The sequence below is a fragment of the Haladaptatus cibarius D43 genome (assembly GCF_000710615.1).
Classification (GTDB): Archaea; Halobacteriota; Halobacteria; order Halobacteriales; family Haladaptataceae; genus Haladaptatus; species Haladaptatus cibarius.
On the sequence record NZ_JDTH01000002.1, the window covers coordinates 28,954 to 47,766 of the forward strand.

Annotated in this window: 24 protein-coding genes and 1 tRNA gene; 11 read left to right on the forward strand and 14 right to left on the reverse strand. The window is 59.6% G+C overall.

The features are described from left to right. Positions 1-14: 14 nt before the first annotated feature. On the reverse strand, positions 15-608 hold the full coding sequence (locus HL45_RS05310) for a hypothetical protein (protein WP_049970116.1): 594 nt from the start codon (positions 606-608) through the stop codon (positions 15-17). A gap of 83 nt (positions 609-691) precedes the next feature. Between HL45_RS05310 and HL45_RS05315 the strand changes: the two genes are divergently transcribed. Beyond that, positions 692-904 (forward strand): hypothetical protein, encoded by a 213-nt coding sequence (locus tag HL45_RS05315; protein WP_049970117.1) that lies wholly within the window; start codon positions 692-694, stop codon positions 902-904. Here HL45_RS05315 and HL45_RS05320 read toward each other — a convergent pair. Further along, positions 889-1,974 (reverse strand): mRNA surveillance protein pelota, encoded by a 1,086-nt coding sequence (locus tag HL45_RS05320; protein WP_049970118.1) that lies wholly within the window; start codon positions 1,972-1,974, stop codon positions 889-891. The two genes, HL45_RS05315 and HL45_RS05320, sit on opposite strands and share 16 nt — an antisense overlap. Before the next feature lie 113 nt (positions 1,975-2,087). Here HL45_RS05320 and HL45_RS05325 point away from each other — a divergent pair, with 113 nt between their 5' ends. Beyond that, entirely contained in the window at positions 2,088-2,795 is a 708-nt protein-coding gene (locus HL45_RS05325) for a DUF4013 domain-containing protein (RefSeq protein WP_049970119.1), read from the forward strand. Positions 2,796-2,805: 10 nt separating this feature from the next. On the opposite strand, the gene HL45_RS05330 is transcribed toward HL45_RS05325, so the two are convergent. From HL45_RS05330 to msrB, 5 genes are all read right to left on the reverse strand, one after another. Beyond that, positions 2,806-3,729, reverse strand: a complete 924-nt coding sequence (locus tag HL45_RS05330) for a DUF4013 domain-containing protein (RefSeq protein ID WP_049970120.1) — start codon at positions 3,727-3,729, stop codon at positions 2,806-2,808. Positions 3,730-3,819: 90 nt separating this feature from the next. After that, positions 3,820-4,512 (reverse strand): DUF4013 domain-containing protein, encoded by a 693-nt coding sequence (locus tag HL45_RS05335; RefSeq protein ID WP_049970121.1) that lies wholly within the window; start codon positions 4,510-4,512, stop codon positions 3,820-3,822. Between the two features lie 164 nt (positions 4,513-4,676). Beyond that, positions 4,677-6,779 (reverse strand): ribosome rescue protein RqcH, encoded by a 2,103-nt coding sequence (gene rqcH, locus HL45_RS05340; RefSeq protein WP_049970122.1) that lies wholly within the window; start codon positions 6,777-6,779, stop codon positions 4,677-4,679. 100 nt (positions 6,780-6,879) lie between these two features. Continuing rightward, complete coding sequence (locus HL45_RS21555) at positions 6,880-7,464, reverse strand: SHOCT domain-containing protein (protein WP_049970123.1); 585 nt, start codon at positions 7,462-7,464, stop codon at positions 6,880-6,882. 60 nt (positions 7,465-7,524) lie between these two features. Next, positions 7,525-7,926, reverse strand: a complete 402-nt coding sequence (msrB, locus tag HL45_RS05350) for a peptide-methionine (R)-S-oxide reductase MsrB (protein ID WP_049970124.1) — start codon at positions 7,924-7,926, stop codon at positions 7,525-7,527. Positions 7,927-8,013: 87 nt separating this feature from the next. Here msrB and HL45_RS21120 point away from each other — a divergent pair, with 87 nt between their 5' ends. Continuing rightward, on the forward strand, positions 8,014-8,166 hold the full coding sequence (locus HL45_RS21120) for an HVO_A0556 family zinc finger protein (protein ID WP_162833850.1): 153 nt from the start codon (positions 8,014-8,016) through the stop codon (positions 8,164-8,166). Positions 8,167-8,307: 141 nt separating this feature from the next. Then, positions 8,308-9,183: a hypothetical protein gene (locus HL45_RS05355; protein WP_049970125.1), complete on the forward strand. Its 876-nt coding sequence runs from the start codon at positions 8,308-8,310 to the stop codon at positions 9,181-9,183. A gap of 34 nt (positions 9,184-9,217) precedes the next feature. On the opposite strand, the gene HL45_RS05360 is transcribed toward HL45_RS05355, so the two are convergent. After that, the gene (locus HL45_RS05360; RefSeq protein ID WP_049970126.1) at positions 9,218-10,189 is read right to left on the reverse strand and encodes a D-2-hydroxyacid dehydrogenase; all 972 of its coding nucleotides are present in this window, start codon (positions 10,187-10,189) and stop codon (positions 9,218-9,220) included. A gap of 67 nt (positions 10,190-10,256) precedes the next feature. Next, the gene (locus tag HL45_RS05365; RefSeq protein ID WP_049970127.1) at positions 10,257-10,700 is read right to left on the reverse strand and encodes a hypothetical protein; all 444 of its coding nucleotides are present in this window, start codon (positions 10,698-10,700) and stop codon (positions 10,257-10,259) included. A gap of 681 nt (positions 10,701-11,381) precedes the next feature. Here HL45_RS05365 and HL45_RS05370 point away from each other — a divergent pair. Both HL45_RS05370 and HL45_RS05375 read left to right on the forward strand, forming a co-directional pair. Further along, complete coding sequence (locus tag HL45_RS05370) at positions 11,382-11,945, forward strand: hypothetical protein (RefSeq protein ID WP_049970128.1); 564 nt, start codon at positions 11,382-11,384, stop codon at positions 11,943-11,945. Between the two features lie 217 nt (positions 11,946-12,162). Further along, a complete protein-coding gene (locus HL45_RS05375; protein WP_233274696.1) occupies positions 12,163-12,351 on the forward strand; it encodes a hypothetical protein in 189 nt (62 codons plus the stop codon). A gap of 4 nt (positions 12,352-12,355) precedes the next feature. On the opposite strand, the gene HL45_RS05380 is transcribed toward HL45_RS05375, so the two are convergent. Both HL45_RS05380 and HL45_RS05385 read right to left on the reverse strand, forming a co-directional pair. Next, complete coding sequence (locus HL45_RS05380) at positions 12,356-13,312, reverse strand: zinc-dependent metalloprotease (RefSeq protein ID WP_049970130.1); 957 nt, start codon at positions 13,310-13,312, stop codon at positions 12,356-12,358. A gap of 82 nt (positions 13,313-13,394) precedes the next feature. Then, complete coding sequence (locus tag HL45_RS05385) at positions 13,395-13,592, reverse strand: hypothetical protein (RefSeq protein ID WP_049970131.1); 198 nt, start codon at positions 13,590-13,592, stop codon at positions 13,395-13,397. 111 nt (positions 13,593-13,703) lie between these two features. On the opposite strand from HL45_RS05385, the gene HL45_RS05390 reads away from it, so the two are divergent. From HL45_RS05390 to purF, 4 genes are all read left to right on the forward strand, one after another. After that, positions 13,704-14,771, forward strand: coding sequence for a M20/M25/M40 family metallo-hydrolase (locus HL45_RS05390; protein WP_049970132.1), 1,068 nt, complete (start codon positions 13,704-13,706; stop codon positions 14,769-14,771). Between the two features lie 72 nt (positions 14,772-14,843). Beyond that, complete coding sequence (locus tag HL45_RS05395) at positions 14,844-15,026, forward strand: LSM domain-containing protein (protein WP_049970133.1); 183 nt, start codon at positions 14,844-14,846, stop codon at positions 15,024-15,026. Then, positions 15,023-15,199: a 50S ribosomal protein L37e gene (locus HL45_RS19830; protein WP_084156807.1), complete on the forward strand. Its 177-nt coding sequence runs from the start codon at positions 15,023-15,025 to the stop codon at positions 15,197-15,199. Before HL45_RS05395 ends, HL45_RS19830 begins: the two co-directional genes overlap by 4 nt. A 192-nt stretch (positions 15,200-15,391) precedes the next feature. After that, the gene (purF, locus tag HL45_RS05400; RefSeq protein ID WP_049970134.1) at positions 15,392-16,855 is read left to right on the forward strand and encodes an amidophosphoribosyltransferase; all 1,464 of its coding nucleotides are present in this window, start codon (positions 15,392-15,394) and stop codon (positions 16,853-16,855) included. Positions 16,856-17,454: 599 nt separating this feature from the next. Here the strand turns inward: purF and HL45_RS21125 are convergent. The 3 genes from HL45_RS21125 to HL45_RS21130 all read right to left on the reverse strand — a co-directional run bounded on the left by HL45_RS21125 (position 17,455) and on the right by HL45_RS21130 (position 18,462). Continuing rightward, a complete protein-coding gene (locus tag HL45_RS21125; RefSeq protein ID WP_162833851.1) occupies positions 17,455-17,631 on the reverse strand; it encodes a hypothetical protein in 177 nt (58 codons plus the stop codon). Positions 17,632-17,702: 71 nt separating this feature from the next. After that, complete coding sequence (locus tag HL45_RS05405; protein WP_049970135.1) at positions 17,703-18,263, reverse strand: DUF420 domain-containing protein; 561 nt, start codon at positions 18,261-18,263, stop codon at positions 17,703-17,705. Between the two features lie 58 nt (positions 18,264-18,321). Continuing rightward, the gene (locus HL45_RS21130; RefSeq protein ID WP_162833852.1) at positions 18,322-18,462 is read right to left on the reverse strand and encodes an FmdB family zinc ribbon protein; all 141 of its coding nucleotides are present in this window, start codon (positions 18,460-18,462) and stop codon (positions 18,322-18,324) included. A 141-nt stretch (positions 18,463-18,603) separates the two neighbouring features. Here HL45_RS21130 and HL45_RS05410 point away from each other — a divergent pair. Continuing rightward, positions 18,604-18,688 (forward strand) — tRNA-Leu (locus HL45_RS05410). The last annotated feature ends 125 nt before the right edge of the window (positions 18,689-18,813 follow it).

Genomic DNA, 18,813 nt, shown 5'->3' on the forward strand with positions numbered 1-18,813 from the left:
CCCCTCGGAACTATCTACTGCTCCACTGTTCCCTCTGGCGGTTTCGATTCAGCATCCAATTTCTTCCCGTCTCCTCCGACGTGAATTGCCTGCTCGGACACGGTGAAACTAGTGACGCCGAACGGCAGTTCCCGGTCACGAATCGTCACGATTCGTCGCAACCGAAGTTCTCCGTCCAAATGCAGTTCGTCGCCGTCGAAACGACGTTCGAGTTGGAGGGTTCCGGAACTCTCCGACTCGATTTTGGCCGTTCCGATGTTTTTCGGAACCGAGTCGAAATCGTCCGTCCAGACGAGGTTGCAGGCTGTTTCGCCGTCTTCCGTGTGACCGAATCGAATCGTTCCGCCGATGATTCGCGCATCGAGCGTGCTGTCGTTGTCGAACTGGAGTTCGACAACGACGGAACGACCGGATTGGTTCGAATCGCCGTCGGAACCTATCTTTTCGTTCCGCTCCGCGCGAACGTCGGCGACGGAGAGGTCGTCAACCAGCGGGCCGAACAGTTCGTGTTCGTACCTGTCGGAGAGTTTGAGGCCGACGACTGGGACGAGCCTGACGAGATAGTACACCGCCACGATGGCCAACTTCCCCACCAGATACAGCCACATCGAGCCGAAATTTGGTTCGGATTTCGGTTAAACGTTCCTGCCGATGGAAAAACGATATGATACTATCTGTCGTACTGTCACGAATGGACGCCCAAACCTTGACCGCCGGAAACGGTGCGGTGGTTCGAATCGCCCTCTATCTGCTGGTTTTCTGGCCGACCGTCGGCTACTACGTCTACTGGGATTCAGTCCGACGCGAGCAAAATCGTCCGATTGCGCGAGGTATCGCCGTCGGCTTTCTCGGCCTCGCGGGACTCATGCTGTACGTGTTTCGGCGAGATTACTCCAATCGATAGCGAAGCAGGGCCGCGATTCCGCCGAGGTTCGACAACTGCTCGCCCGGCGCGAACTCGTGGGAAAAGACAGTCACGTCCCCGCCTTTCCTCTCTACGTCGGTGATGACCTCGTTCACGTCGATTGCCCACTCGCCGCCCGCTTCGTCCTCGCCGAGCGCGCCGCGCTCCTTTCGGAGGCGTTCGTCTAGCACGAGCAGCCGCTCGACCGCACCGAAGTCGGCGGCTTTCGCCACCTCCTCGATACCGTAGGCGGCTTTCGCACCCTCCGCCATTCGCCGCATCAGTTCGTCGATGAGTTCCGCTTCTTCGCCGATTCGCGTCTCCTCTTGCACCTCGGCGACGGCACCGCGTTTCAACACTTCGTGAACACCTCTGTCGCCGACCGCACTCACGTCTACTTGCGTGATGAGGTCGGTCAAATCGGAATAGTTCTCCGCGATATGGTCGTAGGCGTCCTGTTTCGTGAACCCCGGCCCGGCGAGGATGATGGCGTCCACGTCGAGATGGGACAACGCCGACCCCAACTGGTCGAACAGTTCGGTTCGGCCACCCGCGTACTCGCCTTTGCCGGTCGTTCCGCTGAACGAGGTGTACTCGTCGGCACCGTACTGCGCGACGGTGTGAATGTGGGCTTGGCCTTCCTCGACGGTGGCGATGACGACGTCCGGATTTTCGGTCGCCTCGACGGCGTCGTCCAGTCTGTCCAACTGGTCGCGTTTCCACACCTTCGCAATGGAAATCTTCTCACGTTCTTCGACGTTTACCGTGTGATGCAACCCCAACTGGTCTTCTCTCGAACAGTCCGTGATGATGCCGCCGACGCGGACGCGGTTGGCGAATCGGTGGAACTCCACGTCCTCCACGTCGAGCGTGATGTGCATGTGTTCTCGCTCGCCGCCCGTATCTCGCATCTGGTCGTCCGCGCGCTGGATACGCCGGGTCGTGTCGCCCGTGACGCTGTCGCCCGGTTCGAGGAGATAGGTGAGATGCCAGAGGTCGTCCAAACTCTCGGGAACGAGCGTAATTTGCTCGCGATTCCCGTCGAGGGACGTTCGGTCGTGTATCTGCATGGTTAGAACTGTGTGTTCCGATGATAAGTGCCCTGCTATTCGGAGCGTTCGGTCGTGCATTTTGGAAGTTATCAGACAGGCTTAAATGCGACCCATCTGATATCCCATCTGGTATGTTAGAAGACGCATTATCGTATCCGACGAAGGGGGACAACGGCCTCGCACGACTACTCATCGGTGGTGCCCTGATGCTGTTCTCTCTTTTCATCATTCCCGGACTTATTGCGATGGGCTACGTCATCGAGACACTGGCCGCCGTTTCGCGTGGCGAAGAAGAGCTTCCGGCGTTCGAGGATTGGGGTAACCTGCTCATGTTGGGTCTGAAATCGTTCGTCGTCAACCTCGCCTACACGATTGTCCCGACTCTTATCATCATCGTGTCGATCGTCGTCGGACTTAGCGGCGCAGGCAGCACGGACACGAGCGGATTAGGTGCCGGTTTGGGTATCGTCTCCCTCGTCGGCGTGCTGGTTGGATTCCTTCTCTCGTTGCCAATTGCGTACATCATTCCGGCGGCGTACACGAACCTCGGGCGAACCGGGAAGATGGGTTCGGCATTCGACTTCGGGACGCTCAAACCAGTCGTGACCACCAAGAAATACTTCTTCGGTGCGCTGTTTTCGTTCTTCATCCTCATGGCGGTCGGCGTCGTGTTTTCCATCGTCTCCATCTTCACCTTCGGCCTCGGCTACGTGTTCTACCCGTTCGCCATGTTCTGGGTTTATCTCGCCGGAAGCTACATGTTCGGCCTCGCATTCAAAGAGACGACACAAAGCCAGCAAAACCAGCCACCGGAAACGAACGCATCGTTCACAAACTAAAACCGCTCTATTATTCTCCGTTTTTTGACCGTCGGGAGCGTCTGCGTTGTTCCCTCCACGCCGCGGCTTCTGCCCCCCATTCGGGCCGTTCGTCGATGCCGCCCGCGACGACTTTTTTCTCGCCTTTTTCTTCCTCGCCCATTCGTCGGTTCTCTTCCCGCCGCTCTCCCGTCTGTCGCCCGCTCGCACCAATTCGAGTTGGTCGGTGCTGTTCGTCCGCCACCGAACGGTCGGTTGCTATCGCATAGCCGCGACCGAAGCAGTAGGCGGCGGCCACCTGACAGTAGAAGTTGACGCCAGCACCGACGAGGTGACCGATGCTTTGAACGGCGCTCACGAGTGCCGAATCACCGTACTCGGCGAAGAGAACGCCCGTCGCAATGGTTCCGCCGAGAAGGGTGTAGACGACCGACCCCGCGCCGACGAAACAACACCCGACGAACCAACGACGCAGATACCCCATATCGAAGGAAACCGACCGAATCGTCTCCCAGTCGAGCATAGCATGCAGTCGCCGTTCTCGCACGACGTTCGTCACTAAGGCAGGGAGGAAAAACCACACCGGCAACGCTACGACGAGGAGAAACAGCGCGAGAAAAACGAAAAAGAGAACGCCGACGAAGGCCCCGCCGAAACCGATTTCGTTGAAGAACAGCGAGAGCAGGGCGATTGCGGCGAAGCCTGCGACGCCGATACCGGCATAACAGACGAGAACGAACCCGGCCAGCAAGCCGTTTTCGAACAGGCCGTCCCAGTTTTCGAACGGGGGAACGGATTCGCCACGCGAACTCGAATCCAGCACTCGCCCGATATAGCCGACTGCCAACACCATCGGAATCACGAACACGCCGAGCGCGCTCAACAGCATTCCGATGGCGACCGTTCGTCGCGGACGGTCGCCGGAAACAGGGTATCGAAGCGCGTCGGCTATCACGATTCTCTCGACTAAAACTAGCTTTTCTGGACAATTAGCTGTTCCGGATACAACTATTCTTGTACGCGGGCAAAAAGGAACGGTGAACTATCAGACCGCCGGTCTGCGGTCGTCCACTTCCGGCCCCTCACGCAGTTGGTGTTCGGTGGCTTCCGCATACGACCGGGCGTAGATGTACGCCGCAGTCACCTGCGCGTAGAAGCCGAGGAACACCGCTGCCAGCCAGCCAATCAGCGGAACGGCGGCGACGATGCTCACGATGACACCGGCCACGACGATGACGCCGAGTGCGAGGAGCCAGCCGGTCGCGTACTCCCTGTCGCGGACGATGGGCGTGAGCGATTCGTAGTCGAATCCCGCCCCCATCGTCCCGTCCTCGGCAAACCGGACGAGTGCGGCGGGCACCACGTACCAGACTGCGAGCGTCGCAAGCAGGGTCAGCAAGCCGCCGAGCAGGGCCACCAGTCCACCGATAAACGGCACGTCGTTTGCGAGCGCGACTCCTCCGCCGACGAATACCGCGGCGAGTATCGCAGGCACGAGGAAGTAGACGAGCGTGATGATGGCGGCTTTCAGGCCGTCAACCGTGAGTTTTCCCCAATCGCCGAACGTCGGCGCTTCGCTGTCGCCCGCCGACACGTGGCGCAGGACGCGAATCACGTAGCCTTGCACGATGAGCGCCGGGATGATGAGGAAGCCGAAGATGGCGAGTACTCCGCCGATGAGCACGGTTTTCGCGGCGTCGTCACTGTCCTTCAGATAATTGATGCTGTCGTTGAACATTTTTATCCCCCGAGCGCGGTTTATGCACCGGGCAAAACCGCTGACTCTACTAGAGGAACGCTTGCTAAGAGCTTAACCCTTCTTTGCGAAAACCGGACGTGTCAGTTCACCGTTCGACTGTCTCGGTTCACCATCTGACAAACTCTGTCCACCGTTCAACTGACTTAGTCCACCATTCGACTGCCCCCGGCGGGCAGGAACTCCTGAATCAGGTCGGGACTCGCCACCTTGCGAACGAAGGAGGTGTCTTTGAATCGCTCACGGAACTCGCGGTACAGTCGCTTCGCGGCGTCGTTCTGGGCGTACTGGCCCGGTTCGACTTCGATGTGGGTTTCGGCCTGCGATTCAATTGCCGACGGCGGGCCGCCGATGACGCGAGTGTTCGGTTCGGCGGTGATACCGACCGCGATGCCGACCGGCGTATCGTTGAAGTAGGTTCGGTCGCCGCGGATGGCGAACGCGCCCTTTTCCAGATATTCGCCGCTTTCGGGCGTCTTCGACACCTGTTCTGGCGACACCATGTAGGCGTCGCCCGAAAAGCGTCCGTCCTTCCAGACCGACGAGTAGGATACCGCGAACTGGACGGCCTCCTCTTTGCTTTGGTCTGGCACGTCAATGTCTTTCGACGGTTCGCTCGGGTCGGACGTTTTCAAGATGGTAATCGGGCCGCCGTGGGCCTGCGAGTGGAAGAACAGGTCGGTTTTGTCCATGTATTTTTTGACCAGTTCTTCGTTCTGGTCGGCGTTGCGCCCGCCGATGACGAGGAACCCGTCGGAGGTTCGGAACCAGCGGAATCGCTCGTACCACTGCTCTTGGTTCCGAATCGGAATCGACGCCCGCGACAGCCAGTCGATGTCCTTCGGTTCGTCGTCGTCCCGCGCTTCCGCCGGTTCGGCGTCCCACTCCTCCTTTCGTTTTTTCACGGCTTCGAGTTCCTCGCGGGTGTCCTCGATTGCGGCTTGTGCACCTTCCTTTTTTTCCTCGATTCGCTTCGCTTCCTGATACAATCTGTCCGCGTTCTTCTCGACCCCGTCGCCCGGAAGCAGGGTGATTTCGGTGTCGTCGATTTCGACGGTGACGGTTCCCTCGCTCTCGTCGATTCTCTGCACGGCCGCCGCCGCTTCGATTCCGCGCTCCGCGCCCTCCTCGAATCTGGCTTCGATGTCCGCCCACGGCGTGTCCTCGGCGCGGGCGTTTTGCACCGTCGAGAGGATTTCATCGACAAAGCCGTAGTTGCCGTACAGCAGTTCGGCCTTCTCGCGTTCGACGTCCGCCTGCTGTTCGAAGCCCTCGATTGCGCCCTGCTGTTGGTCGATGATGCGCTGTTGTTTCTCGATTTGACTCTGGAAATCCGGTTTCTGCGGTTCGTGGGCGTTCGCTCCGCCGCCGTCGCCGTCGTCGCTCAAATCGAGGTTCGTGAAATAGTCGTCCAGCGCGGCGTTGAACGAGTCGAACGCTTCCACGTCCCGCTCTTCGTACTCTTCGAGCGGGAACGGCGTCACGTCAACGCGAGTGTCGTCTTCGTAGTAAACGCGCGGGTCGAAATCCCCTGTCTCCAGCGGTTCTTTCAGTCGCTCGATGGCGGCGTACAGTCGCTCGTACTCCTCCTCGCCCGCGTCCGCGATGTCCATCGCTTTTTCGACGTTCGCGCGGGTACAAACCTCCTCCGCGTACAGGCCGCCGAAGTTGAGTTGGGTCGCCAGCGTCCGAACCACGTCGGTGTCCGAATCGTTCATCCGGTATTCGAACTCTTCGTAGTCGATTTCGAGCGGGTTCACCCGCGAGTCGGGGAACTCGTAGCGCGAACCGGGGGCGACGGTTCGGGATTTGAGTCGAACCGTGTCGAGGCTGTCTACGACTTCGTAGTTCTCGCCTAGCACAGCGATGTTGCCCTGTCCGAATAGCTCCGCGACGATGGTCGTATCGCCGTCCTCACGCCGGAACTCGAACTGGAGGATGCGGTCGAACTCGAACTGTTCGACGCCCGCGAAATCGGCTCCTGAGAGGCGATTTCGCAACATCTTGGCGAAGTTCGGCGGTCTACCCGGCGCGGCGGGAACGTGTTCCGGCGCGGCGGTGTGGGCGCGTTTGATTTCGCCCACTTCGATGAGTAGTTCGAGGCGTCCCCGGTCGAAATCCCGCATTTTGAGGCGCAGGAGGTCGTCACCGTAGAGGTACGCTTTATCGACCTTCGCGCCCTCGTAGCTTGCCAGTTCGCGGACGACGGCGGCGAGGTCGATGCTCGAAAGCTCTCGCTTTCTGTCCATATCCGGATTTTCTCGGGCGGGAGGAAAGGCGTGTCGTTCGGCAGGCGGGTCTAGTTGGTCGGCAGGCGCAATACATCGCGCCTGCCGACCTGCGCGTAACTCACTCCCCTTCCGAAATCGCTTCCGACCGACTGAAACTATCTTCAGCGTTCTCCACTGTGTCCGTCGCTCGCAGTTGGTCGTACTTTCGCTTGAACTGCTCATCCGTCAGTCCGCACATTGCGTAGCGATAGCGGAGTGCGGCGATAGCCGCATCTCCGCCGTCGTCGCTGGCGAGGAGCGCTTCGAGACGGTGTTCGAACTGCTCCTCACTCACCTCGCCGTGAGCGTATCGCTGGCGGAGTTCGGCAAGCGCGTCGTCGGTGGTGTGGTCGCGGTCGTGAGATTCACTGTTGGCGGTATCCGTCGAGTTATCGATATTCTCGCCCGATTCACTCCCGTCGTCCTGCGAGGGAGATTCGACAGTTGAAGACGTGTCCTCGGTTTCGTCTTCCGCTGCGTTCTCCGGTTTCAAAAGTAGGTGTCCACCGAGCGAAATAGCGACGAGAAACCACAACAACAGCGCACCCGAGGTGCTTCCCCCGGCGTAGACCATGACACCACAGAGGCTTAGCACAATCGCCACGAACGCGATGACGACCTTTTTCGTGGAGAGTTCGATTGTTTTCTCGCTCGGGCGACCCATAATCGAGCGATAGAGATACTGTGTGAAAAACGAATCGACAGGAAACGAGAACGTTTTGGATTACTCCTCGTCGAAATCCATCGCCGCGCTGTTGATGCAGTAGCGCTGTCCGGTCGGTTCCGGGCCGTCCTCGAAGACGTGGCCGAGGTGGCCGCCGCAGTTCGCACAGACGACTTCGGTTCGAACCATGCCGTTGCTCCTGTCCTCTCGCGTTTCGACGTTCCCCTCGGGCACGTCGTAGAAACTCGGCCACCCGCAGTGCGAATCGTACTTCGTGTCCGAGTCGAACAGTTCCGCGCCACAACCGGCGCAGACGTAGGTTCCGTCGTCCTTTCTATCGAGGTGTTCGCCGGTTCCCGGGCGTTCGGTACCCTGCTCGCGCAGGACGTGGTACTCCTCGTCGGAGAGTCGCTCGCGCCATTCGTCTTCGTTCTCGGGCAGGTCGGATTGCTGTTCGCTCATGTCCATTCCTAGTGCGCCACGAAGGATAAACTCCCTGCAAGGTGGGCCAGCAAATTCATAGCGCGGGCGACGAAACGTGCGAACGAGATGAGTTTGACGACCCAGTCGAGCGTCATCGGACGCCTTGAAGGAGAGGATTGCCAGTGGTGCCACGACGGCCGATTGGAGCAAGGCACCTACAAAGGAAACGACGCGGTCGTCTGTGACGCTTGCGAGACGCCCGCCGCACAGCTCTGGTAAGGAGGCTGGCCGAACCGCCGTCTCCCGACTGAGCTGCTATCCGACCGCCTTTCCCCGACCGAATCACCACTCAACTACCATCCAACCCCCCTCCGACTTTTCGACGGAATGTATATGATGTTGACACACAGTGAGTAGAACGTGTCTTCCCGCGACGCGTCCTCCGACGAGACGATTCGATGGTCGCTCGACCCGACGGACAGTCGTCTCGCACTCATCTGCCTGCACGGAGCCTACGGAATCATCGGCGGCGTGACGCTCATTGTACTGTCCGGAATCGCATTCGTCGGCGTGACGACGGTGCTCTCGGGCCAGTTCGAGATTCTCGCGCTCGCCCTCCTTCTCGGATTGGTCGGCGGGCCGTTCTCCCTGCTCTATCTGCTACCACTGTTTACCGAGTCGAACCAGCCGGTATTTCTGGGATTTGCCGAGCATCTTCGACCGCTCCCGCTGGTCGCCGCGTCTGTCGTCAGTGCAGTGGCGACCATCGCCGTGGCGATGGTCGCCCCGTGGTTGTGGTTGCTGTTTCCGGTTCTCTACGGAGCGATGTTCGTCGTCGTCAGGACGTTCGAAGCCTCCGGCGAGTTAGACTTGACTCGGCGCGTTCTCAAACTAGACGGCTCCAATTTTCGCCCCGCCCGCGAACTCACGTTCGACGACTACGACGGATTCCGCCGATTCGAACTCGCCGGAATGACCGTTTTTCGGCTCTCCTCCGAGGCACAACGCCTGAGCAACAAACAGTGGCTTACGGTTCCCGCGTCGGTCGCACCGGACGTGGAGCAGGGTATCGAGGACGGAATCGCTCACGAACCGACGAGCCAACCGACCGAAGTGAATCGAACTGTGCAAGCAACGCTCGTGGCGTTTGGCCTGCTGTTCCTCGGAACTGCTGTCGGTATCGTCGTCGTGGGTCGCGCCGCGGTCGAGGACGATGTCGCCATCGTTCTGCTTGCCCCGATGGTCGGTGTGTTCGGGTTTCTGTTTCTCTACCTCGCTTACGACTACCGAACCTGAGGCGAATTCCGCGGCACCGCGGAATCCGAAACCACTATCGAACCTGATTTCGCAGTTCCTGGTATTCTCCGGTTTCGCTCACGCGCCGAACGTTTTCGGCGAGAATGTCCGCGAGTCGGGCGAAATATTTCGGCGTGTGACCCGCCATGTGGGGCGTGATGAGTACGTTCTCGAAGTTCCACAGCGGATGGTCTTCCGGCAGTGGTTCGGGGTCGGTCACGTCCAACGCGGCCCCGCGAATCTGATTCCCACGAATCGCCGAGAGAAGTGCATCGGTTTCGACAACCCTCCCACGGGCGACGTTCACCAGCACGGCACTCGGCGGGAGCGTGTCGAACTCCGCGGTGCCGAGCAATCCTTCAGTCTCGTCGGTCAGCGGGCAGGCCAGCACGAGGTAGTCGGTTCTGGTTAACGCGTCGTGCAACTCGTCGAATCCCAGCACTTCGTCGGTTTGGCCGCCCTTTTCGGGCGAGTAGCGCACGCCGATGGTTTCGACGCCGAAACCGTCCAATCGTTCGACTACTGCCTCCCCGATTGCGCCCAGTCCGACGACGGTCACGGTGCTTCCCTGCAATTCGTCGGCCTGAAAGTGGCGCCACTCCCGGCGCGACTGTTGTCGGCCCGCACGGAGGAAATCGCGGCTGAACGTCAGAATTGCACCGAGGACGTGTTCGCCGATGTTGGGGCCGTGAACCCCCGAGGCGTTCGTCACCGCCACGTTCTGCGATTCGAGTGCGGAAAGCGGGAGGTGACCCGTCCCGGCGTAGGCGCAGGCGAACAGACGCAGGTTCTTCGCGTGGCTAAGCAGTTCTTCGTCAATGCTCATGCCCGCCACGATGTCGGCGTCGGCGATAAACTCGCGTTCTTCCTCGGGCGTTCTCGCGTGGAGAATTTCGTGGTTCGGCAACCGTTCTCTGAGTTCGGCGACGTAGTCGAAAACGGGCATTCCGTGGGTTCCGCGCCGGAGGACGAGAACCGTGGGCGAGTCGCTTTCTTCGTCGGTCATGGCCTCCGGTTTCTCCCGGAGGGAAATAGAACTGGGTGTCGCGGTAACTGTGCGTTCGAGGGATAGTTTATTTGGGGTGTAGTTCCCTTCGAACCCTGTCTTTCAGATAGTCGATGAGGGCCAGCGAGGTCGGAACCGAGACGCAAAAGCCACCCAACAGCGCCCAATCGCGGAGCGTCAGGTGAACGCCCAAAATCGCCATCGCGGCGACGAACGTCAGGACGGCCCCGGTGACCATCCCGACCGTGTGTACTGCGCGACGGAAGCGAAATCGTTTGGTCGGGCGCGCAACCAGATTCTCCGCCGCGACTGCCAGTCCGAACCCTTCCGCGATGCCGAGCAGGGCGTAGAGCGCGACCGGGAGTTCCGGGAGTGGGTCTGGAAGCGCGACAATCGCCACGACCGTACAGATGCCGAGGACGCCGACCACGGGGTGTTTGGTTGTGGACAGCAGTCTGGCGGTCGGGTGGTTCGTGTCGCGGAATCCGAGGTCGGCGAGGTCGTATGTCACATATCAGCGTGCGATGGTGTTCGTTATCAATCTTCTACAGAACTGGGATTTGAAGGGTGGTTTTGGAGATGGTTCTTCTCGGTATGGTAGGTGAGATTTATTTGATAAATATCGTTTGTTCGTTGTGGTGCTAGGTAGTCACGACTCCAATCATACCGCCCCGCACCGCGCTCGCGGTTGCACCGCTCGCTCGCGAGATTTCGCAGAAATCTCGTTCACCACACCCTCCCCGACCGATTCGCTCACTCGCTGGGGCTCGTTCGCTCATCCCTCGCGCGACTCTGATTCGACTTCTCGGAGGAGAACTCCTCGAAGTTTCATCAGCGCGCGCCACATTGAATAGTCGAATCACTGGAATTTTCACATCCACTCCGGCGCGTGCGTTGGCAGACCCGAGAACGACGTGTCCTCGGGTCTGCCAGTTTCCGCGCGAGGGATGACTGAGTGAGCGCAGTGAACGAAGGAATCGGTTGGGGAGGCATGTGGGCGGTAGCGGTTATTTTGGAGTCGTGATTACCTAGTAACACCGTTCTCAAAAACTAATTTCATGGCGACCGTCCGATTTTCGTGTCATAAAGCCGAATCAGTACAACAAAACCGAATCAAATACCCCGAACTCACCTTGGCGAACTATCCAGCGGAAGCGACACGTTAATCTCCCCGGCGTGTCACGGTGTACCCATGCGGGTTCGAGAGTGGCAGGAAATTCTACAGGACGTTATCGACCGCGACGTTGACCCGGACGGGTGGCGGGCCGCAGGGGGGCAGAGAGCGGGCGGTGTCGGCGAGGATTTGTATCTCGGCCACCAGAAGGCCGGACTGTATCACCTGAAAACCTACGCGAAAAATCCCTACGAGGTTCGCGGCGTGGGGGCACAAGTCGCCCGAAAGTTGGACGACGAAATCGGAAGCTATCTCCCGAAAACGGATTCTCGCGAGGGGCGGTTTGCGGTTCGAAATCCTGAGGAAAAAACGCCCGACGAAAAAGAAGCAGAGGCGCGCGCAAAGCATCTCGGCGAGGTGCTGAAGGCGCACGCCGACGCCCCGACGTCGGGCGCAGACCTCTTCGATGACGTGATGGAAGTCGTCGAAAGTCCGGCGTTCGGCCCGATGGATTTCGACGGCTACGACCGCCCGGAATCGGTCAGCGACCTCGCAGAAACGTTCGAGGAGAGCGAGGAACTGCTGACCGAAGAACTAGACGACCTCATAGACGAGGACGAAGTGGGCAGAGGGTTCCAGTAGCAATCACTCAATCCCAGACTCGAATTTTCAGTCGGAATCGCATCTCCAATCGGAATCGTATTTCCAGTCGGAGCCTCGTCCCGTCGGGGTTTAAGAACCTTCCAACCGCGCCTGTTTTCATGGGGGCAGTACACCCGGAACGCGGCGATGGCACGCAGATGAATCTCCGAACCCAACGAGCGACGCACAAATTTCGGGTGCGATGATGGTCGCGCCGATGAGTCGTGAAGACCGGTCGTCGGCGATGAGTCGCCTGAAAATCGCAATCGTCCTGTTGGTCGGCGCGTCCGGCGGCCTCATCGCGTTTCAGAGCGGCGCGAACACGGTCGGAATGCTCGCCGCAACGGTCAGCGGTCTTCTTCTGGGCGTGCTGTTGACGTGGTATCTGACGTGGATTATGCGGTGATTTCCTATTCGATTCGCGCAAGCCACCGTTCCGGATGGTCGAGTTCGTCGTCACTGGGTAGGTTCTCGGGGCCGTCCCACACTTTCGTCGCGGTTTCGACGCTTTCGGCGTCAACGACGTTCTCGAAGAACTCCTTGCCGCGCTCGTACTGTCTGCGTTTCATGCCGAGGCCGAGCATCCGCCGGACGAGTTTCGAGAGAGGATTCATTCCCTTTCGGCGAGCCTCGATTTTCCGCCGCAGGTCTTCGTACTCGTCGTCAAAGGCCTCGTCCATGAGGAGTTCGGCGTAACCTTCGACGGATGTCATCACGGCGTCGAGTTCGCGGAACGCCTCGCGGTCAACTTCGCCGTGGGCCAGCGCTTCGATGCCGGATTCCATCCGCGATTCGAGGTGGCCGGAGAGCCACGGGGCTGCGCCGAACTCCGCGGCGTGGGTCACCTCGTGGAAGGCTATCCACCGTCGGAATCGGTCGAAATCCACGTCCAACTTTCCGGCGATGCGCTCGATGTTCGGATGGACGAAGTAGAGCGCGTGGTCGTCGGCGTCGCCATCCGCGAGGAGGAGTGGGTCGTACTGCCCGAGGACGTTGTTGCCGAGGAGGGCGAGCATGAACGACATCGTGCCCGTGTTGACGACGCGGGAAACGCCGGGAAGCACCGTTGGGCCGTGTTCCTCCACAGGTTCCATCACGCGCTTGAACGTGGTGATGTTCGCGTCTATCCAGTGGTGGCGATTCTGGATTTCGATGGTGTCTGGCACGTCGAACGAGACGCCCGAAACCTCCCGGACGCGGGCGCGAGCATCACGAACGTCGGTCGCGTACCCCGTTTTCTGTTCGTCGGAGAGTTCGATAGAACCCGGTTCCGTCGCAGACTTCGCCGCCTCGGCGACCGCGGCCCAGTCGATTGGGCCGTTTCCGGACGCGCCGGTGACGGCACGCACACTACGATAGATATTCACGCGGTTACGTTGTAGTTGCGCGGACAAAATCCTTCTGTCCGCGCCGATTTCGATCGTTCTCAGTCGTTCGTCCGTCGTCCTCCTACTCCCGGCGTCGATTTCGAAGAACGGCGAAAACGATGACTGCAAGCAGTATGAACACCGGCCCGAGTTTTCCCGCAATCGGCGGTCGTTCTTCGCTACTATCGCTTTGATTCCAACCCAACTCCGATTTCGACCCATTTTTGCCGGTGTTGAGCGTGACGGTCGGTTCGTGTAGGTGCAGTTCGAAAACCCCCATAGCCACCCATTCGGTAATCTCGGCCTTATCGGTTCGGGACAAACCTCTAGACTGTTACACTATGTGACGATGTTCGGGAGGTTGAAGAGACATCGTCTCTCCTACACCGATATGAACGAACAACATCGTGCGTTTCTCCAGACGCTGTTGACGACACCCAGTCCGTCGGGATTCGAAGTTCCCGGACAGCGCGCGTGGGTCGAGTATGTCTCCGAGTTCGCGGACGAAGTACGAACGGACGAATACGGAAACGCAGTGGCCGTCGTGGAGGGTAACGACCCCGAAATCGCCTTTGCGGGTCACGCCGACCAAATCGGCCTCATCGTCGCCGGAATCGACGAAGACGGATTTCTCCGCGTCGATACAATCGGCGGCTCCGACAGAACCGTCACGAAGGGACAACAGGTCGAGATACACACCGACGACGGCGTGGTCAACGGCGTCGTCGGCCAGCGAGCGATTCACCTGCGCGACCCCGCGGACGACGAGTTCGAAGACATCACCGAACAACACGTCGATATCGGCGCGAGCGGTGAATCGGAAGCCGAGGAACTCGTGGACGTCGGCGACCCTATCGTTTTCACCCCGAACATCGAGGAACTTCACGGCACGCGACTCGCCGGGCCGGGTATCGACAACCGCGTCGGAACGTGGGTCGCCGCGGAAGCGTTGCGCCGCGCGGCAGAGCGCGGCGCGGACGCGACTGTGTACGCCGTGAGTACCGTGCAGGAAGAAGTCGGATTGCAGGGTGCCAAGATGGTCGGCTTCGACCTCGACCCCGACGCAATCGTCGCCGTGGACGTGACTCACGCGATGGATAGCCCGGACGTGACCAACGAAGAGCAGTTCAAGAACATCGACATCGACCTCGGCGGCGGGCCAGTCGTCGCACGCGGAAGCACGAACCACATCGAAGTGGTCAAAGCAATCCGCGAGGCGGCGGAGGACGCCGACATTCCCGTCCAACTGCAAGCCGCAGGCGTTCAGACAGGAACGGATGCTGACGCCTTCTACACGGCCAGCGGCGGCACGCCGTCGCTCAACCTCGGTCTGCCGAATCGCTACATGCACACCCCCGTGGAAGTCATCGACACGGACGATCTGGAACTGTCCGCCGACCTGCTCGCCGAGTTCGCCGTGCGAGCGAGCGACCGCGACGGGTTCGCGGTCGATCTCTAAATTCCGGTCAAAACGAAGGTTTCCGACTCGCGTTCCGGTACGTTTATGAACGCAAACACTGGGTTTGTTGATATGAGCGGACGACCACTCGACGTTCTCGAAGCGTCGCTGAACTCTGTCGTGACCGTACAGTTGAAGGGTGGCGAGGAGTACACCGGCACACTCACCGGCTACGACCAGCACATGAACCTCGTCATCGAAGACGAAGACACAACCATTATACGCGGCGATAACGTCGTTTCGATTAATCCATGACTGGCGCAGGAACCCCGAGCCAGGGCAAGAAGAATAAGACGACACACGTGAAATGCCGCCGCTGTGGCGAGAAATCCTACCACTCGCGCAAGAAGGAATGCTCGTCGTGCGGCTTCGGTAAGTCGAGTAAGAAACGAAGCTACGAGTGGCAGAGTCGAACAGACGACAACTAAGCGCCTGCCGCTGATTTTCCCCTCTTACTCGTTCGACCGACGAGCCGTTGGCTCGTCGGTCGGAAATGAAACTTGAAGAACAGATTTCTGCGTGCATGAAGAATGCATAAATGTGCATATTTAATGTCTTCGGGGTGCTGAATACGGCACGATAGCGAGGGTTTTTACTACCCACCCGCACAATGGGTAGCTATGTCAACTGGCCGGGACGCGAACCTCGGCGGGCCGACGGAGAAATGCGGCGTCGTCGGCGCGTCACTCGCAGGTCGAGACGCGGCACGCCCCCTCTACTACTCGCTGTACGCCCTCCAGCACCGCGGACAGGAGTCGGCGGGCATCGTGACTCATGACGGGTTTCAACAGCACGACCACGTTTCGATGGGCCTCGTCGGGGACGCCTTCGACGAAGGGGACATCGACGGACTCAACGGAAGCGCCGGAATCGGCCACGTTCGCTATCCGACCGCCGGAAGCGTGGACAAAAGCTGTGCGCAACCGTTCACCGTCTCGTTCAAGAGCGGGTCGCTCGCGCTCTCGCACAACGGCAATCTGGTCAACTCCGACGAGATTCGGGACGAACTCGCCGGAAAGGGCCACGCCTTCACTTCCGACGGCGACACGGAAGTCATCGCACACGATTTGGCGCGCAACCTGTTGAAAGAAGACCTCATCCGTGCAGTCAAGCGAACGATGAACCGAATCCATGGGTCGTACTCGCTCGCCATCATGCACGACGACACCGTCCTCGGCGTGCGCGATCCGGAAGGAAATCGCCCGCTCGTCATCGGAAAAGTAGACGACGGCTACGTCATCGCCTCCGAATCGGCGGCCATCGACACCATCGACGGCGAACTCGTCCGCGACGTGCGCCCCGGCGAACTCGTTGTCCTCCAAGACGACGGCGAAGGATACGATTCGTACCAACTCGTGGAGCGTGAGCAAACCGCCCACTGCTTTTTCGAACACGTCTATTTCGCGCGCCCGGACAGTGTCATCGACGGCAGTCTCGTCTACGAAGTGCGGCGGGAACTCGGCCGAAAACTCTGGGAGGAAAGCGGCATCGAGAGCGACGTCGTCATGCCCGTGCCCGACTCGGGTCGCGCGTTTGCCTCAGGATACGCCGAGGCCGCACAGGAGGACGGCTCTGACGTGGAGTTCGCGGAAGGGATGATGAAAAACCGCTACGTCGGGCGGACGTTCATCATGCCGACGCAGGACGAGCGCGAGCGCGCGGTGCGCCTCAAACTCAACCCCATCAAATCGACCGTCGAAGGCAGAACCGTGACCATCATCGACGACAGCATCGTCCGGGGGACGACTTCGACGCAACTCGTCCAACTGCTCAAGGACTGCGGGGCAGAAGCAGTCCACATGCGAATCGGTGCGCCGCCAATCGTCGCGCCGTGCTACATGGGCATCAACATGGCCACCCGCGAAGAACTCATCGCCTCGAACAAATCCGTGGCGGAGATTCGGGACGCCATCGCGGCGGACAGCCTCGCCTACCTCTCGAAGGAGGCCATCGCGGAATCGCTCGCCGTCCAGCAGGGTGACCTCTGTTTGGGTTGTGTGACTGGTGAATATCCCTACGACATCGAAGACGAAGAAACCGACCGCGACGTTTCGCGTCCCGTGATTGCAGGCGAGAGCGACTGAGAACGAGTTTCGAGAGAAAACGCATTTCGAACGACAGCGAGGACGACGAGCGTAGCGAGTCGTCCGCGAGCGATAGGCAGGAGAACCAACCGGGAAACGGCATTTTCACATCCACTTTCCTTGGCGGATGAAGGGCGAAGGAGTCGAACAAAGACGAGTGAAACGAGTTTTTCGAGATGACTGAGGGCCGGAGAAAATCGGAGATTTTCACGGGTGAGCAAACGATTCGCGTTTGCGAGCTACGGAAAATCCTTGGTTTTCCGGTACCGCGAAAGACTCTGTTTTTCGCAGGCTTCGTTTGGAGTCGGCATCAGCTAGCATCTCTGTAACCGTGGTTGAGAACGATACTGACTCAGACGGAGTGACATCAAATCTCGGCCCCAAACGAAGCCCTCACTCAGTCGGTACTCGTGGCTTCGCCACTCGCACCTCTTTCGTTCGCACTTCATCCACTGTCAGAGCACGTTCTGACAAGCCCTCGTTCTCCTTTGTCGTTCACGAGGACACCGAGGTCCGCAGGCCGGGCGTGTAGATTCTGAGACGGGGCGAAAACGGTCTGCTGTCACGCCATTTTCATCTCGCACTCTCACATCCCAAACTCACTCGTCGTCGTCCAGCAGTCGGTGGATGTCGTCCTCGCTGAGGATGTCGAGGAGGCTGCCGCCGTTTTCGTACTCTTCGCGCTGACTTGCCGTGAGAAACTGTTCGTCGCGTTCTTCCAGTCGTTCTTCGAGCATCTCGTCCAAATCGTCCTCGTCGTACCCGGGAACTGGCATAGGTGTCATTGGCGTTGCTGGCGGAAATATCGTGTGGCAGATTGGCGTCCAGAATCCGACAGTCGTCGTGTTCAGTACACCACGTACAACAGCGCGTAAACGACCACGCCGAGCGAAAAGGAAATTAGCCACAGGCTCGCCGCGATTCGGCCAACTCGGGGGTGGTTCGTTTGCGACAGTTCGTTGATTGGGTGCGAAATCGCCAGCAGGAGGACGTAGTAGAGCAGGGGAATACAGGCGATGGCCAACAGCATGTGAATCGCCAGCACCGGCAGGTAGACGAACTGGTAGACGGTTTCCGGGCCTGCGAAACTGGTCGGCCCCTCCAGCGACACGCGGTAGAGGTACAGACCGAGGAAGGCGACGAACAGCACGACGCCCGTCAGCATCCCGGCGCGGTGGCGGGCAACGTTTCCACGTCGAATGTCGCGCCATGCGGTTCCGATGACCGCAACCGCGACGATGCTGATGACGGCGTTGGCGTGCGGAATCGCGCCGAGAACCGAATCGGGTGCGCGCGGAATCGACCCCTTGGGGACGATTCCGAGCACCGCGGCAAACACTAACGCGAGCGAAACGACCGTCAACAGCGCGGTCAGCGCCGGAACGTTGTTTCGAACCGTAGACTCCATGCCCGTGCGTTAGGACTCCCGCGGCATACCAGTTACTTTACGGCGAATCGCATCTCCGTCATTTTACGATTCGATGCAGGGGTTCACCCTCACACGAAGGACAGGCATCAAGCGGGAGGTCGAACGCCCGCCCGCAGTTCGCACAGACGTAGTCGATGTGGTTGTTTCGAAGCCGATTGATGAGTCGCCGGAGGGACATCTTTCTTCCGAACGGGTTCAAACGATATGAAAGTAGTGGCCCTCGACTATCATTTCTGTGCGAACCGTTCGCGTCGGCGATTCAAATGAAAGGTCTTTTATTAGGCCACCGTCTACGATTGAGTGCAGAAAGACGCAGCGAGCGTGGGTAGCCAAGCTAGGCCAACGGCGCAGCGTTGAGGGCGCTGTCCCGTAGGGGTCCGCCGGTTCAAATCCGGTCCCACGCATCGCATGCGCGGCTTTGCCGCGAACACGTGAGGCGGTTTCACCGCCGAACACGATGCAGGTGGTGTGGCCAGAAACCGTGATTTCTGGCCGTTAGCCGGGACGGGTTTGCCGTTCCGGTGTTACC

Coding starts and splice junctions, on each gene's coding strand:
- HL45_RS05310 (WP_049970116.1), bottom strand. CDS start 608: ATGTGGCTGTATCTGGTGGGGAAGTTGGCCATCGTGGCGGTGTACTAT.
- HL45_RS05315 (WP_049970117.1), top strand. CDS start 692: ATGGACGCCCAAACCTTGACCGCCGGAAACGGTGCGGTGGTTCGAATC.
- HL45_RS05320 (WP_049970118.1), bottom strand. CDS start 1,974: ATGCAGATACACGACCGAACGTCCCTCGACGGGAATCGCGAGCAAATT.
- HL45_RS05325 (WP_049970119.1), top strand. CDS start 2,088: ATGTTAGAAGACGCATTATCGTATCCGACGAAGGGGGACAACGGCCTC.
- HL45_RS05335 (WP_049970121.1), bottom strand. CDS start 4,512: ATGTTCAACGACAGCATCAATTATCTGAAGGACAGTGACGACGCCGCG.
- rqcH (WP_049970122.1), bottom strand. CDS start 6,779: ATGGACAGAAAGCGAGAGCTTTCGAGCATCGACCTCGCCGCCGTCGTC.
- HL45_RS21555 (WP_049970123.1), bottom strand. CDS start 7,464: ATGGGTCGCCCGAGCGAGAAAACAATCGAACTCTCCACGAAAAAGGTC.
- msrB (WP_049970124.1), bottom strand. CDS start 7,926: ATGAGCGAACAGCAATCCGACCTGCCCGAGAACGAAGACGAATGGCGC.
- HL45_RS21120 (WP_162833850.1), top strand. CDS start 8,014: ATGAGTTTGACGACCCAGTCGAGCGTCATCGGACGCCTTGAAGGAGAG.
- HL45_RS05360 (WP_049970126.1), bottom strand. CDS start 10,189: ATGACCGACGAAGAAAGCGACTCGCCCACGGTTCTCGTCCTCCGGCGC.
- HL45_RS05370 (WP_049970128.1), top strand. CDS start 11,382: ATGCGGGTTCGAGAGTGGCAGGAAATTCTACAGGACGTTATCGACCGC.
- HL45_RS05375 (WP_233274696.1), top strand. CDS start 12,163: ATGAGTCGTGAAGACCGGTCGTCGGCGATGAGTCGCCTGAAAATCGCA.
- HL45_RS05385 (WP_049970131.1), bottom strand. CDS start 13,592: ATGGGGGTTTTCGAACTGCACCTACACGAACCGACCGTCACGCTCAAC.
- HL45_RS05390 (WP_049970132.1), top strand. CDS start 13,704: ATGAACGAACAACATCGTGCGTTTCTCCAGACGCTGTTGACGACACCC.
- HL45_RS05395 (WP_049970133.1), top strand. CDS start 14,844: ATGAGCGGACGACCACTCGACGTTCTCGAAGCGTCGCTGAACTCTGTC.
- HL45_RS19830 (WP_084156807.1), top strand. CDS start 15,023: ATGACTGGCGCAGGAACCCCGAGCCAGGGCAAGAAGAATAAGACGACA.
- purF (WP_049970134.1), top strand. CDS start 15,392: ATGTCAACTGGCCGGGACGCGAACCTCGGCGGGCCGACGGAGAAATGC.
- HL45_RS21125 (WP_162833851.1), bottom strand. CDS start 17,631: ATGCCAGTTCCCGGGTACGACGAGGACGATTTGGACGAGATGCTCGAA.
- HL45_RS05405 (WP_049970135.1), bottom strand. CDS start 18,263: ATGGAGTCTACGGTTCGAAACAACGTTCCGGCGCTGACCGCGCTGTTG.
- HL45_RS21130 (WP_162833852.1), bottom strand. CDS start 18,462: ATGTCCCTCCGGCGACTCATCAATCGGCTTCGAAACAACCACATCGAC.